The organism is Pseudomonas sp. VEM90, assembly GCF_054611535.1.
In genome coordinates this window covers 47394-62649 of record NZ_JBTRAR010000022.1, presented here as the reverse complement: position 1 = coordinate 62649, position 15256 = coordinate 47394, and the positions used below count along the sequence as shown (strand labels likewise).

Below are 15256 nucleotides of genomic sequence, written 5' to 3'. Positions count from 1 at the left end.
ATTTTCATCGAAGTCGGAGCCAGGTTGTGCGCGAAATCGTCCTGATCAACATCACCGGTGAGGACCGTCCCGGTCTCACTGCGGCTATCACCGGCGTCCTGCTGCAGGACGGTGTGAGTATCCTCGACATCGGCCTGGCGGTCATGCACGGCACCTTGTCGTTTGGCATCCTGGTCGACATCCCGGACAACGAAGTCGCTACCGCACTGCTGCAAAGCGTGCAGGCAAAAGCCCACGAACTGAACCTGCAGGCCCGTTACACGCCGATTTCCGAGGCGGACTACCAGCATTGGGCCGATGGGCATGGCGAAGCGCGCCACATCGTTACCCTGCTCAGCCGCAAGATCACTCCCGAGCAGTTGCAGCGGGTGAGTGCGGTGATCAGCCAGTACGGCCTGACCATCGAGCGCATGGAGCGCCTGTCGGCCCGGGTGGCACTGGATGCCGAATTCGACAAGGGCAAGGCAGCCGTCGAGATCTCCGTGCGTGGCGTGCCGAGCGATGCCCAGGCCCTGCGCGCCGACTTCTTTGCCCTGGCTGAAGAACTGAGTGTCGACATCGCCTTCCAGAAGGACGATCTGTTCCGCCGCAACCGCCGCCTGGCGGTGTTCGACATGGACTCCACGCTGATCGAGGCCGAAGTCATCGACGAATTGGCCAAGGCAGCGGGTGTGGGGGAGCAGGTGGCGGCGATCACCGAGCGCGCCATGCGCGGTGAACTGGACTTCCGCGCCAGCTTCAAAGAACGCATGGCTCTGCTCAAGGGCCTGGATGTGGGTGTGCTGGACGAGATCGGGGCATCGCTGCGCCTGACCGAGGGTGCCGAGAACCTGTTTGCCGAGCTCAAGCGCCTGGGATACAAGACTGCGATTCTATCCGGTGGCTTTACCTACTTCGCTCGTCAGGTACAGGCGCGCCTGGGTATCGACTATGTGTTCGCCAACGAACTTGAAGTGGTCGATGGCAAGGTGACCGGCGTGGCTGTTGAGCCGATTGTCGATGCCCAGCGCAAGGCCGAACTGTTGAAGAAGCTGGCCAGTGAGGAGGGCTTGCAACTGGAGCAGACCATCGCTGTGGGCGATGGCGCCAATGATCTGCCGATGCTGTCGCTGGCCGGGTTGGGCGTGGCGTTCCGTGCCAAGCCGCTGGTGCGCCAGTCGGCCAAGCAAGCGATTTCCACCTTGGGGCTGGATGGGGTGCTGTATCTGCTGGGCCTGCGTGACCGCGACGCCCGCGGCTGATCCGTGAATCTGGGGCCGCATGCTGGCCCCAATGAAAAAGGCCCTGCATTTGCAGGGCCTTTCCATATGGATCGAATCAAGCCTGCACAGGTGCCGCCAACTGTTGCCCCATGCGCACTGCTGAGCCAGCACCCAGGCTCTCGGCCCATTTCACCTGCTCTGGCCCGAAGAGCACGATGGCAGTCGAACCCAGCTTGAAGCGGCCTAGTTCGGCACCTTTCTCCAAGTGGATCGGGGCGCGGCTGGCTTCGTCGTAGCGGAAGGTCTTCAGTTCACGCTTGGGCGGTGTGACCAGCCCTGCCCATACCGTTGCGATCGAGGCGACGATCATCGCACCGACCAGTACCACGGCCATTGGCCCGCGCTCTGTATCGAACAGACAGACCACGCGCTCGTTGCGGGCGAACAGTTCGGGGACATTCTCTGCGGTGGTCTGGTTGACCGAGAACAGACGGCCCGGCACGTAGACCATTTCGCGCAGGGTGCCGGCCAGCGGCATGTGCACGCGGTGGTAGTCCTTGGGCGACAGGTAGATGGTGGCAAACTCGCCGCCCATGAACGGCGCGGCCATGGCCGGGTCACCGCCCAGCAGCTCTTGCGCGCTGAAACCGTGGCCTTTGGCCTGGAAGATACGGCCGTGCTCGATCGGGCCGAGCTGGCTGACCGCACCGTCGGCCGGGCACAGGATGGCGCCCGGGGTTTCGTCCAAAGGGCGGGCGCCTGGCTTCAGGGCGCGGGTGAAGAACGCATTGAAGTGCTCGTAAGCGCTCAGGTCTTCGACCAGAGCCTCGCTCATGTTGACCTGGTAGCGCTTGGCGAACCATGCGGTGAAGGCGTTCTTGAACCAGCGCACACGGCACTCGGCGATGCAGCCGGCCAGCCGCGACAGCAGGTGGTGCGGCAGCAGGTACTGGCTGATGATGAACAGACGGGATTTCATGCAGGTTCCTTAGACTTCTACAGGCGTGTCCGGGTGGTTGCCCCATTCGCCCCACGAGCCGGCGTAGGCCTTGACGCGTGGGTAGCCGAGGGACTTGGCCACCAGGTAAGTGAAACCGGAGCGGCGGTGGGTCTGGCAGTGGGTGATCACTTCCTTGTCAGGGGTGATGCCCAGCTTCTCCAGGACTTCAGCGATGTCGTGGCGGATGCGCAGGTGGTCGTTGAAGTCCATGCCGGCGGTCCACTCGAAGTTGATCGCGCCGGGAATATGGCCGCCTTTGGCTGCCAGCACTTTTTCGCCGCTGAATTCCTGCGGGCCGCGCGCGTCCCAGATGACCAGGTCATCGGCACCCAGGCGGCTTTGCAGGTACTCGCGGGTGGCAGTGGGTGCGCTGTCGATGTGCAGACGGACCGGGGCGTTGCCACTGGCCGGCACTTGGGTGGACAGCTTGTCTGCCGGCCAGGCCTGTATACCGCCATTGAGGTAGTGGTAGCGCTTGTGGCCGATGACATCGAGCAGCCAGATGAAGCGCCCGGCCCAGCCACCGCCTTCATCGTCGTACACCACATACACGGCGTCGGCGCGGTGGCCTAGTTCGCTGAACAGTTTCTCGAGCTCGCCCAGGGCCGGTAGCAGGCCGGGCGCCGGGGGCTGGCCGAGCTGGGTGCGCTTGCCTTCGACAAAGCGCGCGCCGGGGATATGCCCGCTGACATAGCGGTTGGCGCTGCTCAGGTCGACCAGGATCAGTTGCGGCGAATCCAGGCGTGGCAGCAGGTCTGCAGCTTCGATCACCAGGGGCAGGCCGGAAAAGTCGGTCATCCACGGTCTCCAGTGTGGAAAGAGGGGCGATTGTAGCGCAAGGCTCAACCCTTGCGGTTGGTAAACACCGACAAGGCCCGCTCGATGCATTGCGCGGTCTTGCCGAAGGCTTGCACGCTGATATCGGCCATCGGCCGGCAGCCCTGGTCGGCGACCAGCAGCATCAGCACCTGGTCGTTCGCAGCCAGCGAGCGAAGTAGAACATGCTCGCTGCGAAACAAAGCGCGCAGCGGGGCAGGCATCAGCGCCGAGAACTGGCTGTGGTTTTCCGGTGTGATGCGCAGCTGCCCGGCCTGACTCAGCAGCTTTTGCAGCAGCTTGTTCTGTGATACCTGCAGGGCCAGGGCCCCAGCCTCCTTGGGCAGACCGGCAATTTGCTGCACGCGCAGGTAGTCGCTGGCCTTGTCCAGGCTAAGCAGCATGATGCGTTGCATGCCGCAGGCCAGCAGGGCTTCCTGGGCCTGGGTGGCCAGGTGCACGGCGTTGGTGAACGGGCTGGGTTGGGCCAGCAGGTGCTGGCACAGCGTGCGCCAGCGCGCCAGGTCGTCGCTGCTGGGTGGAGGCGGGGCCAGCATGTCCGGGTGAGGGCGGCGTTGGTGCCACGGCCAGATCAAAGCCTCGGCCGGGTGGAACAGGGCATGCCGGGCGTGGCGGCGGGCGCTGGCAGCCGCCTGCTGGTGCACTTGCTGCTGCACGTCTTCCAGCGTGGTTTGCAGGTACAGCGCGGTCAGCAGTTGCCAGCGCAGCAGGTGCGGGTTGTCCCAGCCGACCTGTGCCGCCAGGGCCAGGTTGTTGGCCAGCAGTACGGTATTGGCCGGCTGGTTGAACCAACGTCGCAAGCCGGGCTCGGCATCCAGGCGGTGCTGTTGGCTGAGCAGGTCTTCGTCGCGGGCGATGCTCAGCACCTGGGCCAGTTGCTCGCGCTCTTCCAGCAGCAGGCGATAGCCCTGGGTGACCCACTGGGGCAGGCGCCAATACTCGGCCATGGTCTGGCACAGCGCCATGATGCGCACGCCGAACAGTTCTTCCTCGACGTGGGCGGCGTCTTCACCTTTGTGAATAACCCGCAGTTCCCAGGTGTCGAGCAGCTTGGGGTAAGCCAGTGCCAGTGGCCAGAGTGGCGACAGGAACAGCAGGCTGCCCCAGTGAATCTCTTGCCACAGCCGTGCCAGGCGGCTGGCGAACAGGCCGCTGGCCTGCTGTGCCGCATGCTGGCTGATCATCTGGAACTGGCACAGTACCGGCGGAATCTCCTCCACGGGCAGTGCCGGCAGGCGTTTGAGAAGCTGCTCGCTGCGCTCCAGGCCCAGGCGGTTGAGTGCGACTTCCAGGCTTTCGGCGGGCTCGGCGAGGCTGGCATTGGTGGGGTGATTGGCTTCGCGCATCACTGACAGCACCAGTGCCGGGCTATCCTGCATCAGTTCGGCGATATCGCGCAGCGAGCGGCGGTTATCGTGGATGGCGGCCATGACCCGGTCGTAGCTGTGCTTCGGCACGGGGATGCGAACACTCTCGAGCAGCTTTACCCAGGCCTCTAGCGTACGCGGGGCCTGAGTGGGCACCTTGGTTTCAATTGGCATTTTGACATCAGTCCGAACTGGCTTTTCGCATTGAGTGGCTATAGTCTGGCGCAGTTCTGCCGATAAGTAGAAGAAGAGTTTTAAAGCTCCCGTCTCTTCCCCTGACCACGACAGCAAGTGCTTTGAACCTATGGCTAAAATTATCGGCATCATCGTCGTATTCGCGAGCGTGCTCGGCGGCTACGTACTCTCCCACGGCAAGATCGCAGCGCTGATCCAGCCGTTCGAAGTACTGATCATCGGCGGTGCGGCCTTCGGTGCATTCCTGCAGGCCAACCCTGGCCACATGACCATGCATGTCATCAAGAAGTCGATAAAGATGTTCGGCTCGCGCTTCAGCCATGCCTTCTACCTGGAGGTGCTGGGCCTTGTATACGAAATCCTCAACAAGAGCCGTCGCGAAGGCATGATGGCCATCGAGGCCGACATCGAGGACGCCGCTGCCAGCCCGATCTTCGCCAAGTACCCGACGGTACTGGCCGATGAGCGCATGACTGCGTTCGTCTGCGACTACCTGCGCATCATGTCCACCGGCAACATGGCCCCACACGAGCTCGAGGGCCTGTTCGACATGGAACTGCTGAGCATGAAAGAAGAGCTGGAGCACCCGTCCCACGCGGTGACCGGCATCGCCGACGGTATGCCCGGCTTCGGTATCGTTGCGGCGGTACTGGGTATCGTGGTGACCATGGCCTCGCTGGGCGATGGCGACCAGGCGGCCATCGGCATGCACGTAGGTGCGGCGCTGGTGGGTACCTTCTTCGGTATTCTGGCGGCTTACGGTTTCTTCGGTCCTTTGGCCAAGTGCCTGGAGCACGATGCCAAGGAAGAACTGAACCTCTACGAATCGATCAAGGCTTCGCTGGTGGCCTCGGCGTCGGGCATGCCACCTTCGCTGGCGGTCGAGTTCGGGCGCAAGGTGCTGTACCCCAAGCACCGCCCAAGCTTCGCCGAACTGGAACAAGCGGTTCGCGGTCGCTGAGTCATGGAGAACAATCAGCCCATCATCGTCAAGCGCGTCAAGCGCTTTGGCGGCGGCCACCATGGTGGCGCCTGGAAAATCGCCTTTGCCGACTTCGCCACGGCGATGATGGCGTTCTTCCTGGTGCTGTGGCTGTTGTCCACGGCCACGCCTGAGCAGAAGATCGCCATTGCCGGCTACTTCCAGGACCCAATCGGTTTCTCCGAGAGTGGCACGCCTTATGTCATCGACCTGGGTGGTTCACCGGAAATGGCGCCGGACAAAACCATCAATCCGGAAGTGAAGACCGAGCCGACGCAGCAGTCCCCCACTCAGCTGAGCAAGGACCAGGTCGAGACCATGGCCGAGCAGGTCGAGCGCGAGCGTCTGGAGCTATTGCTGCAGGAACTGCAGAACAAGGTGGAAGAGAACCCGCAGCTGCAGAAGTTCAAGGACCAGATCCTGTTTGAGATTACCCAGGATGGCCTGCGTATCCAGATCATGGATGCCGAGAACCGGCCGATGTTCGACATCGGTAGCGCGCGCCTGCAGCCCTACTTCGAAGATATCCTGCTGGCCATGGCCGACACCATCAAGGCGGTGCCGAACAAGATCAGCATCAGCGGCCACACCGATGCCAAGCAGTATGCTGGCACGGGCGAGTACGGTAACTGGGAGCTGTCGGCCAACCGCGCCAACGCCGCGCGTCGTGCACTGGTGGCCGGTGGTTACCCGGACAGCCAGGTGGCGCGGGTGGTGGGTTACGCCTCGTCATCGCTGTTCGACCGCAAGGACCCGTTCAACCCGGTCAATCGCCGCATCGACATCATCGTGCTGACCAAGAAAGCCCAGCGCAACATCGAGGGTGAGCAGGGTGCGCCGCAAACACCGCCAACTGCTCCTGCAGCGCCAGCCAGTGGTGCTGCGCCAGGGGCTTCGGCGCCGGCTGCCCCAGGGGCAACTGAACAGACACCGATGCAACCGCGTGAGCTGCGCCAGAAGCTGAACATCTTTGAAGAGGGCACGCTGAAGATGGATGACGCCAAGGAGCAGTAAGCGGCCTTTTTGTGTGGGCAACTGTGCTACCCAGCACTTGAACGCTGGCGCGATCACTGCAGGAGCGGGTTTACCCGCGAAGCCTCCAGCGCGGTGAATGGCACCGGCGTTGCCGGTGTTCGCGGCTAAAGCCGCTCCTACATACGCATCGGTGATTGGGCGCAGGCCGTCGTAGGAGCGGGTTCACCCGCGAAAGGGCCGGACCTGCTGGCCAATTTCCACCCGCCGTTCACCGTTGCAGTCGCCACCGTATTCGCGGGTAAACCCGCTCCTACAAGGGATCGCGGCAACTTTCAATTCGAGCGTTTCAGTAGCTGTCTTCAGTCAGGCTGGCAATGATCGAGCGATAGCTGTTCATGCGTTGCGGCTTGATACGCCCCTCTTCCAGCGCCTTGAGCAACGCGCAGCCCGGTTCGCGGTCATGCTTGCAGTCGCGGAAGCGGCAGGTGCCGAACAGGTCGCGGAACTCGATGAAGCCGTCTTCCACGTCGTCGCGGCTGACATGGCCAAGGCCGAACTCGCGAATGCCCGGCGAGTCGATCAGGTCGCCGCCGTTGGGGAAGTGGTACAGCCGGGCCGTGGTGGTGGTGTGGGTACCCTGGCCAGACCATTCCGACAGGTCGCCGACGCGGGTGCCGGCGTCCGGCAGCAGGCTGTTGACCAGCGACGACTTACCTACCCCTGACTGGCCGACGAACACACTGATGTGGCCGTCGAGTAGCTGCTGCAGGCGCTGCATGCCGTCGCCCTGGTGTGCCGATACTTCCAGCAGCGGGTAACCCAGTTCGCGGTAGACCTCCAGCAACGCATGCAGGCCGGGGCCGTTCTCTTCGTTGATCAGGTCGGCCTTGTTCAGCAGCAGCAGCGGCCGCAGGCCGGCGTGTTCGGCCGCTACCAGATAGCGGTCGATCAGGTTCGGGTGTGGTTCCGGCGCCGGGGCGAACACGATCACGATCAGGTCGACGTTGGCAGCTACGGGCTTGAGCTGGCCATGGTTGTTCGGCCGGCACAGCTCGGTGCTGCGCGGCATCTGCGCCACGATCACGCCAATGCCCTGATTGCCCGCACGCCATACCACGCGGTCGCCGGTGACCAGTGCTGGCAGGTTGGCACGCAAGTGACAGCGGAACACCTGGCCCGCGGTTTCGCCGTCCTGGGCTTCCACTTCTACCTGTACGCCGAAGTGTGCGATCACCAGGCCAAGCTGCTCCGGCCCCAGGTCACCACCCTCCAGTTCCTGCAGTGCATGCTGCTCGCGTTTGGCCGCGCGAGCGGCGCGCTCACCCTGGATTTTTTCGATCCGCCAGTTCTGGCGGCGATTGAGCTGGCGTTTGGCCATGAAGGTACCGTAAGAGAGGCCCGGCGTGGGCATTGAAAACGGCAGGCAGTTTAGCACGCCAGCCGTTGGACTATTCCGCCCTGGTTTATGCCGTGAATGGGCGTGCCTTGGCCACTAGGCTAATATGACCGCCTATATGAGGAGCCCCTGCATGCAAAACCCACAGAACCTGATCTGGATCGACCTGGAAATGACCGGCCTGGATCCGGACAGCGACGTTATCATCGAAATGGCCACCATCGTCACCGACAGCGAGCTGAACACCTTGGCCGAAGGGCCGGTAATCGCCATCCACCACAGTGACGAAGTGCTGGCGCGCATGGACGAGTGGAATACCCGCACCCATGGTGCTTCGGGGCTGACCCAGCGCGTGCGCGAGAGCAAGGTCAGCATGGCCGAAGCCGAGGCGCAGACCATCGCCTTCCTCGAGCAGTGGGTGCCTAAAGGCAAGTCGCCGATCTGCGGCAACAGCATCTGCCAGGATCGTCGTTTCCTCTACCGCCACATGCGCAACCTGGAAAACTACTTCCACTACCGCAACCTGGATGTCTCCACCCTCAAGGAATTGGCCGCGCGCTGGGCGCCGAACGTGCGTGACAGCTTCAAGAAGGGCAATACCCACCTGGCGCTGGACGATATCCGCGAATCGATCGCCGAACTGCGTCACTATCGCGAGCACTTCATCAAGCTGTGAGTCGAAACGGCGCAGATATTGTATCTGTGCCCCCTTTTGGTGCCTTGGGCAACTGGTTAGACTGCGCGCCTTTCCTGCACGGACCCGCACCATGTTGTTGATGCTCTACCTCATCGCCATTACCGCCGAAGCCATGACTGGCGCGCTGTCTGCCGGGCGTCGCGGCATGGACTGGTTTGGCGTGGTACTGATCGCCTGCGTCACTGCGCTTGGGGGCGGCTCGGTGCGTGATGTACTGCTCGGGCACTACCCGCTGACCTGGGTGAAGCACCCGGAGTACCTGGTGCTGACCAGTTTTGCGGCGCTGCTGACCATTTTCATCGCGCCAATGATGCGCCGCCTTCGCTCGCTGTTCCTGGTGCTCGATGCCCTGGGGCTGGTGGCATTTACCCTGATTGGCTGCATGACGGCGCTGGAGATGGGGCAGGGCATGCTGGTGGCGTCGATCAGCGGGGTGATCACCGGGGTGTTTGGCGGGATCCTGCGGGATATCTTCTGCAACGATATCCCGCTGGTGTTCCGCCGAGAGCTGTATGCCAGCGTGTCATTTGCGGCGGCCTGGTTCTATCTCGGTTGCGTGTATTTCAAGGTGCCGGCGGAGCAGGCGATGTTGCTGACACTGTTTGGCGGTTTTCTGGTGCGCCTGTTGGCGATTCGCTTCCACTGGGAAATGCCCAAGTTCCACTACAACGACCAGCAATAGGCTGATGCAGCCCTGTAGGAGCGGGTTTACCCGCGAAAGGGCCGGGCCTGTCGGCCAATTTCTACCAGGCGTTCAATTTTGCCACTGCCATAGCATTCGCGGGTGAACCCGCTCCTACAAAGATTGTGTGGCTAGGAAATGTCGTGTCGGGCCAGCGCCCATTCCACATGCTCGCGCACCAGATCCGATTCATCGTCGCGCCGGGCCTTCAGCGCCTCGATCACCGGAATCGTCGACGGCGCATTGCCCAAACCTACCGCCAGGTTGCGCAAAAACCGCTCGTACCCGGCCCGCCGCAACGGCCCGCCTTCGGTCTTGCGCAGGAAGGTGCGTTCATCCCACAGGAACATCGCTGCCAGATCGGTATTTTCCAGCCCGTGCCGTGGCTGGAAATCCTGCTCCTGGCTGTGCTTGGCAAAGCGGTTCCAGGGGCAGACGATCTGGCAGTCGTCGCAACCGAACACCCGGTTGCCCATCTTTGCGCGTAACTCGACAGGGATCGCGCCTCTCAGCTCGATGGTCAGGTACGAGATGCAGCGCCGGGCATCCAGCACATACGGCCCGACGAACGCCTGTGTCGGGCAGATGTCCAGGCAGGCCTGGCAACGCCCGCAGTGTTCGCTGGTGGTGGCTTCGTCCACCGGCAGCGGCAGGTCGACGAACAGTTCGGCAAGGAAGAAATAGCTACCTGCCTTGCGGTTGAGCAACAGCGTGTTCTTGCCGATCCAGCCCAGCCCGGCCTGTTCGGCCAGGGCTTTTTCCAGTACCGGGGCGCTGTCTACAAAGGCGCGGTAGCCGAACGGGCCGATGGCTTCCTGGATGCGGTCGGCAAGAAACTGAACGCGCTTGCGCACCAGCTTGTGGTAGTCCCGGCCAAGCGCATAGCGCGACACGTAGGCCTTCTCCGGCTGGGCCAGGCGCTGCGCCATCTGCGTGTCGCCGGGCAGGTAGTCCATGCGTAGCGAGACCACGCGTACCGTGCCAGGGATCAGTTGGTCCGGGTGTGACCTTTTGCTGCCGTGGGCGCCCAGGTATTCCATTTCACCCTGATAGCCGGCGTCGAGCCAACGCTGCAAGTGGTGTTCGTGTTCGCCAAGGTCGACCCCGGCGATGCCGACATGGGCAAAACCGAGTTCCTGGCCCCACATCTTGATCGATTGGGCCAGTTGGGCGAGGTCAGGTGTGGAGGCAGGCATGGATGGGCAAGGCAATACGGGCTCAGGTGCGTATAATTCTGCCAGACATTGGAGCCTTTGACCCCATGCCGCAGACCAAACACCCCAGTAATGCCCCTCAATTGCTCAGCAGCGTGACGGTTGCCCGCCTGCCGGCACGGCATGCGCATGCCCACAAGGGCGACTTTGGCCATGTACTGGTGGTCGGTGGCGACCTTGGTACCGGAGGCGCTGTATTGCTCAGCGCTGAAGCCGCCCTGCGTTGCGGCGCCGGGCTGGTCAGCGTGGCAACCCGGCCCGAGCACGTGTCGGCCAGCCTGGCGCGCCTGCCCGAGGTCATGTGCCTGGGGGCCCGTTCGGCCAACCAGCTGATGGGCGTGCTGGAGCGCGCCTCGGTGGTGGTGGTCGGGCCCGGCCTGGGGCAGGCGGCGTGGGGCCGCAGCCTGTTGTCGGCGGTGGCCAACGCCGAGCGGCCGCAAGTGTGGGATGCCGATGCCTTGAATTTGCTGGCGCGCACCCCGCTGGCCCTGCCCAGTGGCAGCATCCTTACCCCGCACCCGGGGGAGGCGGCGCGGCTGCTGGGCATTTCCACCGAGGCGGTGCAGGCCGACCGCCCTGGCGCCGCACGCAAGCTGGCGCGTCGTTATAACAGCGTCTGTGTACTCAAAGGTGCTGGCACATTGGTGGCAGCTCCGAGCGGGCAACTGGCGGTGTGCGAGCGCGGGCACCCGGCGATGGCCGGCGCCGGTCTGGGCGATGTGCTGACTGGCGTGTTGGCGGCACTGGTGGCCCAAGGCCTGGATGCCTGGGGTGCGGGCTGTCTGGGGGTATGGTTGCACGCCTGTGCCGGCGAGCGCCTTGGGATAAAAGGTAGAGGCCTGGCGGCCAGTGATCTGGCGCCGGTCATTCGTGAGTTGTTGGAGGAGCATTCTGCGTGTCTGGCTTAAATTTGTTTCTGGCCGATGAAGAGGCCACGGTCAAATTCGGTGCAGCACTGGCCGAGGTGACCGGTGGTCGCGGTGTTATTTTCCTTGAAGGCGACCTGGGTGCGGGTAAAACTACCCTGTCGCGTGGCCTGATCCGCGGTCTGGGCCATACTGGTGCTGTGAAAAGCCCGACGTTCACCGTGGTCGAACCCTATGAAATCGGCGAGGTCCGAGCCTTTCACTTCGACCTGTATCGCCTGGTCGACCCGGAGGAGCTTGAGTTCATGGGTATTCGTGACTATTTCGAAGGCGACCCGCTGTGCTTGTTCGAATGGCCACAAAAGGGTGCGGGCGTTTTGCCAAAGCCTGACCTGACCATTACCATAAGCCCCCAAGCGAGTGGACGCTCGCTGAACCTTTCGCCGCAGGGGGCTCGCGGCGAGGCCTGGTGCGTGGCACTGGCCGAACACTATAAACAGTAAGTGGGGTAGGTATGCGCATACGCGCACTGGTCGCCATCGTTGGGCTGCTGCTGACAACGGTGACCGTTGAGGCTCTGGCCGTCACTCAAGTCAAGAGCATGCGCCTGTGGCGCGCACCGGACAACACGCGGCTGGTTTTCGACCTGTCTGGCCCCGTGCAGCACAGTGTCTTCACCCTGAGCGCGCCCGATCGCCTGGTCATCGACATCAATGGCGCAACACTGGCCGCGCCACTGAATGTGGCCACCTCCAACACGCCGATAAGCAATGTGCGTTCGGCCCAGCGTACGCCAACCGACCTTCGGGTTGTGGTCGATCTGAAAAAGTCGGTAACCCCGAAAAGCTTCACCCTGGCGCCCAATGCACAGTACGGCAACCGCTTGGTGGTCGACCTTTATGACCAGGAAGCTGACGCTATCGCGGCCAGCGCGCCGCCGCCTGCACGGGCTCCGGTGCAAACGCCTGCGACCACGCCGGCGGTGCCAGTGACGCCGGCCCAGCCGGCGATCAAGCTGCCACCGGTACCCAGTGGCAAGCGTGACATCGTGGTTGCCATCGATGCCGGGCATGGCGGCGAAGACCCTGGCGCTTCCGGCTCGCGTGGCCAGCACGAAAAAGACATCGTGTTGCAGATCGCCAAAGAACTGCAGCGTCAGATCAACAGCGAAAAAGGTTTCCGCGCAGAGCTGACCCGCACCGGTGATTACTTCATCCCACTGCGCAAGCGTACCGAAATTGCCCGCAAGAAAGGCGCCGACCTGTTCATTTCGATTCACGCCGACGCGGCTCCGTCGCGTGCAGCCTTTGGCGCTTCGGTGTTCGCCCTGTCCGATCGTGGCGCCACCTCCGAGACTGCGCGCTGGCTGGCCGACACGGAAAACCGTTCCGACCTGATCGGTGGTGCGGGTAATGTCAGCCTCGACGACAAGGACCGCATGCTCGCTGGCGTGCTGCTTGATCTGTCGATGACAGCTACGCTCAGCTCCAGCCTCAACGTGGGGCAGAAGGTATTGGGCAACATGGGGCGCGTCACCTCGTTGCACAAGCAGCGCGTGGAGCAGGCCGGCTTCATGGTGCTGAAGTCACCGGATATTCCGTCGATTCTCGTTGAAACCGGGTTCATCTCGAACAACAACGAAGCAGCCAAGCTGGCCTCGCCCAGCCACCAGCAGGCACTGGCCCGCTCGATCCGCACCGGGGTGCGCCAGTACTTCCAGCAGAACCCGCCACCTGGCACCTATATCGCCTGGCTGCGTGACACCGGCAAGATTGCCGCTGGCCCGCGTGAACACACCGTGCGCCCTGGCGAAACCCTGGCGATGCTCGCCGTGCGTTACCAGGTCAGTGTGGCCAGCCTGCGCAGCACCAACAGGCTGAAGACCGATGAACTGAAGGTTGGCCAGCGCCTCGATGTGCCCGCCACAACCTTGGCCGCGCAATAATGAGTGGCGGTTCACGAATTCAGCTGCTCAGCCCGCGGCTGGCCAACCAGATTGCTGCCGGCGAGGTTGTAGAACGGCCGGCATCCGTAGCCAAGGAACTGCTGGAAAACAGCCTGGACTCCGGTGCCCGGCGCATCGATGTCGAAGTAGAGCAGGGCGGCGTCAAGCTGCTGAAGGTGCGGGACGACGGCAGCGGCATTTCTGCCGACGACCTGCCGCTGGCGCTCGCCCGACACGCCACCAGCAAGATCCGCGAGCTGGAAGACCTTGAAGGGGTATTGAGCCTGGGCTTCCGTGGCGAGGCTTTGGCCTCGATCAGTTCGGTGGCGCGCCTGACCCTGACCTCGCGTACTGCCAGTGCCAGCGAGGCATGGCAAGTTGAAACCGAAGGCCGAGACATGACGCCGCGGGTGCAGCCGGCGGCGCACCCGGTCGGTACCTCTGTGGAAGTGCGCGACCTGTTCTTCAATACCCCGGCCCGGCGCAAGTTCCTCAAGGCCGAGAAAACCGAATTCGATCACTTGCAGGAAGTGATCCGCCGGCTGGCACTGGCCCGTTTCGATGTCGGCTTCCACCTGCGCCACAACGGCAAGAGCATCCTCAGCCTGCATGAGGCCCACGACGAAGTCGCCCGTGCGCGGCGGGTGGGTGCCATCTGTGGCCCGGGGTTCATGGAGCAGGCGCTGCCGATCGACGTCGAGCGCAACGGCCTGCGCCTTTGGGGCTGGGTCGGTTTGCCCACGTTCTCGCGCAGCCAGGCAGACCTGCAGTACTTCTTCGTCAATGGCCGGGCAGTGCGCGACAAACTGGTCGCCCATGCCGTGCGTCAGGCCTACCGGGACGTGCTGTTCAACGGCCGCCACCCCACTTTCGTGCTGTTCCTGGAGCTGGAGCCCAACGGCGTCGATGTGAACGTGCACCCTACCAAGCATGAAGTGCGATTCCGTGAAGGGCGCTCGGTGCATGACTTCCTGTATGGCACCTTGCACCGTGCCTTGGCCGACGTACGCCCGGAAGATCAGCTGGCCGCACCTGCTGCCGTGCCTGAGCTGGTGCGCCCGACTGGTCAGCAGGCCGGTGAGTTCGGGCCCCAGGGTGAAATGCGCCTGGCCTCGCCGGTGCTTGAACAGCCTCGAGCCCCACAGCAGTCATTTTCCAATGGTGGCAGTGGCGCCGGTTACCAGTATCAGTACACCCCACGCCCCTCGCAGCCGCTGCCGGCCGCAGAGGCACAGGCGGTGTATCGTGAGTTCTACAAGCCGCTGGAAACCGGTGCAGCGCCTGCGACGGCCCTGCCCGAAAGCCAGGGCGACATTCCCCCGCTAGGCTACGCGCTGGCGCAGCTCAAGGGCATCTACATCCTGGCCGAGAACGCCGTTGGCCTGGTGCTGGTGGACATGCACGCCGCCCACGAGCGGATAATGTACGAGCGCCTCAAGGTGGCCATGGCCAGCGAGGGCCTGAGCGGCCAGCCGCTGCTGGTGCCGGAAACCCTGGCCTTGAGCCAGCGTGAGGCCGACTGTGCCGAAGAGCATGCACAGTGGTTCCAGCGGCTGGGCTTCGAATTGCAGCGCCTGGGCCCCGAAACTTTGGCGATTCGCCAGATCCCGGCCTTGCTCAAGCAGGCCGAAGCCAACCGCCTGGTGCAGGACGTGCTTGCCGACCTTATGGAATACGGCACCAGTGATCGCATTCAGGCGCACCTCAACGAACTGCTCGGCACCATGGCCTGTCACGGTGCCGTACGCGCCAACCGGCGCCTGGCAATTCCCGAGATGAACGCCCTGCTGCGCGACATGGAAAACACCGAGCGCAGCGGCCAGTGCAATCATGGCCGTCCTACCTGGACCCAGATGGGCCTGGACGATCTGGACAAACTTTTCCTGCGCGGTCGATGA

The 15256-nt window shown here is 63.3% G+C and carries 14 protein-coding genes; 9 read left to right on the top strand and 5 right to left on the bottom strand.

From position 1 onward, the window contains the following. The first annotated feature begins 26 nt into the window (after nt 1–26). Entirely contained in the window at nt 27–1241 is a 1215-nt protein-coding gene (gene serB, locus ACYCCG_RS20020; protein ID WP_209969706.1) for a phosphoserine phosphatase SerB, read from the top strand. 76 nt (nt 1242–1317) lie between these two features. Here the strand turns inward: serB and asd are convergent, their stop codons facing one another. From asd to ACYCCG_RS20005, 3 genes are read right to left on the bottom strand one after another with little or no spacing between them, the layout of a single operon-like run. After that, nucleotides 1318–2181, bottom strand: coding sequence for an archaetidylserine decarboxylase (asd, locus tag ACYCCG_RS20015; RefSeq protein WP_459671550.1), 864 nt, complete (start codon nt 2179–2181; stop codon nt 1318–1320). A 9-nt stretch (nt 2182–2190) separates the two neighbouring features. Continuing rightward, nucleotides 2191–3000 carry a rhodanese-like domain-containing protein gene (locus ACYCCG_RS20010; RefSeq protein ID WP_176683135.1) on the bottom strand — a complete coding sequence of 270 codons (810 nt, stop codon included), beginning with the start codon at nt 2998–3000 and terminating at the stop codon, nt 2191–2193. A gap of 44 nt (nt 3001–3044) precedes the next feature. After that, nucleotides 3045–4580, bottom strand: coding sequence for an HDOD domain-containing protein (locus tag ACYCCG_RS20005; RefSeq protein ID WP_176683136.1), 1536 nt, complete (start codon nt 4578–4580; stop codon nt 3045–3047). A gap of 130 nt (nt 4581–4710) precedes the next feature. Here ACYCCG_RS20005 and motA point away from each other — a divergent pair, with 130 nt between their 5' ends. Together motA and motB are read left to right on the top strand one after the other, a co-directional pair. Continuing rightward, nucleotides 4711–5562, top strand: a complete 852-nt coding sequence (gene motA, locus ACYCCG_RS20000) for a flagellar motor stator protein MotA (protein ID WP_176683137.1) — start codon at nt 4711–4713, stop codon at nt 5560–5562. Between the two features lie 3 nt (nt 5563–5565). After that, nucleotides 5566–6597 (top strand): flagellar motor protein MotB, encoded by a 1032-nt coding sequence (gene motB, locus ACYCCG_RS19995; protein ID WP_176683138.1) that lies wholly within the window; start codon nt 5566–5568, stop codon nt 6595–6597. A gap of 307 nt (nt 6598–6904) precedes the next feature. Here the strand turns inward: motB and rsgA are convergent, their stop codons facing one another. Next, nucleotides 6905–7936 (bottom strand): small ribosomal subunit biogenesis GTPase RsgA, encoded by a 1032-nt coding sequence (rsgA, locus tag ACYCCG_RS19990; RefSeq protein ID WP_209963117.1) that lies wholly within the window; start codon nt 7934–7936, stop codon nt 6905–6907. Between the two features lie 151 nt (nt 7937–8087). Here rsgA and orn point away from each other — a divergent pair, with 151 nt between their 5' ends. Together orn and ACYCCG_RS19980 are read left to right on the top strand one after the other, a co-directional pair. Continuing rightward, complete coding sequence (gene orn, locus ACYCCG_RS19985) at nt 8088–8630, top strand: oligoribonuclease (protein WP_176683140.1); 543 nt, start codon at nt 8088–8090, stop codon at nt 8628–8630. 91 nt (nt 8631–8721) lie between these two features. After that, a complete protein-coding gene (locus ACYCCG_RS19980; protein ID WP_003249516.1) occupies nt 8722–9333 on the top strand; it encodes a trimeric intracellular cation channel family protein in 612 nt (203 codons plus the stop codon). A gap of 131 nt (nt 9334–9464) precedes the next feature. Here the strand turns inward: ACYCCG_RS19980 and queG are convergent, their stop codons facing one another. Continuing rightward, on the bottom strand, nt 9465–10529 hold the full coding sequence (queG, locus tag ACYCCG_RS19975; RefSeq protein WP_209963120.1) for a tRNA epoxyqueuosine(34) reductase QueG: 1065 nt from the start codon (nt 10527–10529) through the stop codon (nt 9465–9467). Between the two features lie 65 nt (nt 10530–10594). Here queG and ACYCCG_RS19970 point away from each other — a divergent pair, with 65 nt between their 5' ends. From ACYCCG_RS19970 to mutL, 4 genes are read left to right on the top strand one after another with little or no spacing between them, the layout of a single operon-like run. Continuing rightward, nucleotides 10595–11455: an NAD(P)H-hydrate dehydratase gene (locus ACYCCG_RS19970; protein ID WP_209963124.1), complete on the top strand. Its 861-nt coding sequence runs from the start codon at nt 10595–10597 to the stop codon at nt 11453–11455. Further along, nucleotides 11443–11916: a tRNA (adenosine(37)-N6)-threonylcarbamoyltransferase complex ATPase subunit type 1 TsaE gene (gene tsaE / locus ACYCCG_RS19965; protein WP_003249523.1), complete on the top strand. Its 474-nt coding sequence runs from the start codon at nt 11443–11445 to the stop codon at nt 11914–11916. The genes ACYCCG_RS19970 and tsaE overlap by 13 nt, the downstream gene beginning before the upstream one ends. 11 nt (nt 11917–11927) lie before the next feature. Beyond that, nucleotides 11928–13358, top strand: coding sequence for an N-acetylmuramoyl-L-alanine amidase (locus ACYCCG_RS19960; RefSeq protein WP_176683143.1), 1431 nt, complete (start codon nt 11928–11930; stop codon nt 13356–13358). Further along, a complete protein-coding gene (mutL, locus tag ACYCCG_RS19955) occupies nt 13358–15256 on the top strand; it encodes a DNA mismatch repair endonuclease MutL (protein ID WP_084851629.1) in 1899 nt (632 codons plus the stop codon). The genes ACYCCG_RS19960 and mutL overlap by 1 nt, the downstream gene beginning before the upstream one ends.

Excerpts from the sequence above, each read along its gene's own strand:
- asd (WP_459671550.1), bottom strand. The coding sequence starts at position 2,181 with ATGAAATCCCGTCTGTTCATCATCAGCCAGTACCTGCTGCCGCACCAC.
- motB (WP_176683138.1), top strand. The coding sequence starts at position 5,566 with ATGGAGAACAATCAGCCCATCATCGTCAAGCGCGTCAAGCGCTTTGGC.
- ACYCCG_RS20010 (WP_176683135.1), bottom strand. The coding sequence starts at position 3,000 with ATGACCGACTTTTCCGGCCTGCCCCTGGTGATCGAAGCTGCAGACCTG.
- ACYCCG_RS19960 (WP_176683143.1), top strand. The coding sequence starts at position 11,928 with ATGCGCATACGCGCACTGGTCGCCATCGTTGGGCTGCTGCTGACAACG.
- rsgA (WP_209963117.1), bottom strand. The coding sequence starts at position 7,936 with ATGGCCAAACGCCAGCTCAATCGCCGCCAGAACTGGCGGATCGAAAAA.
- motA (WP_176683137.1), top strand. The coding sequence starts at position 4,711 with ATGGCTAAAATTATCGGCATCATCGTCGTATTCGCGAGCGTGCTCGGC.
- orn (WP_176683140.1), top strand. The coding sequence starts at position 8,088 with ATGCAAAACCCACAGAACCTGATCTGGATCGACCTGGAAATGACCGGC.
- queG (WP_209963120.1), bottom strand. The coding sequence starts at position 10,529 with ATGCCTGCCTCCACACCTGACCTCGCCCAACTGGCCCAATCGATCAAG.
- mutL (WP_084851629.1), top strand. The coding sequence starts at position 13,358 with ATGAGTGGCGGTTCACGAATTCAGCTGCTCAGCCCGCGGCTGGCCAAC.
- ACYCCG_RS19980 (WP_003249516.1), top strand. The coding sequence starts at position 8,722 with ATGTTGTTGATGCTCTACCTCATCGCCATTACCGCCGAAGCCATGACT.
- ACYCCG_RS19970 (WP_209963124.1), top strand. The coding sequence starts at position 10,595 with ATGCCGCAGACCAAACACCCCAGTAATGCCCCTCAATTGCTCAGCAGC.
- ACYCCG_RS20005 (WP_176683136.1), bottom strand. The coding sequence starts at position 4,580 with ATGCCAATTGAAACCAAGGTGCCCACTCAGGCCCCGCGTACGCTAGAG.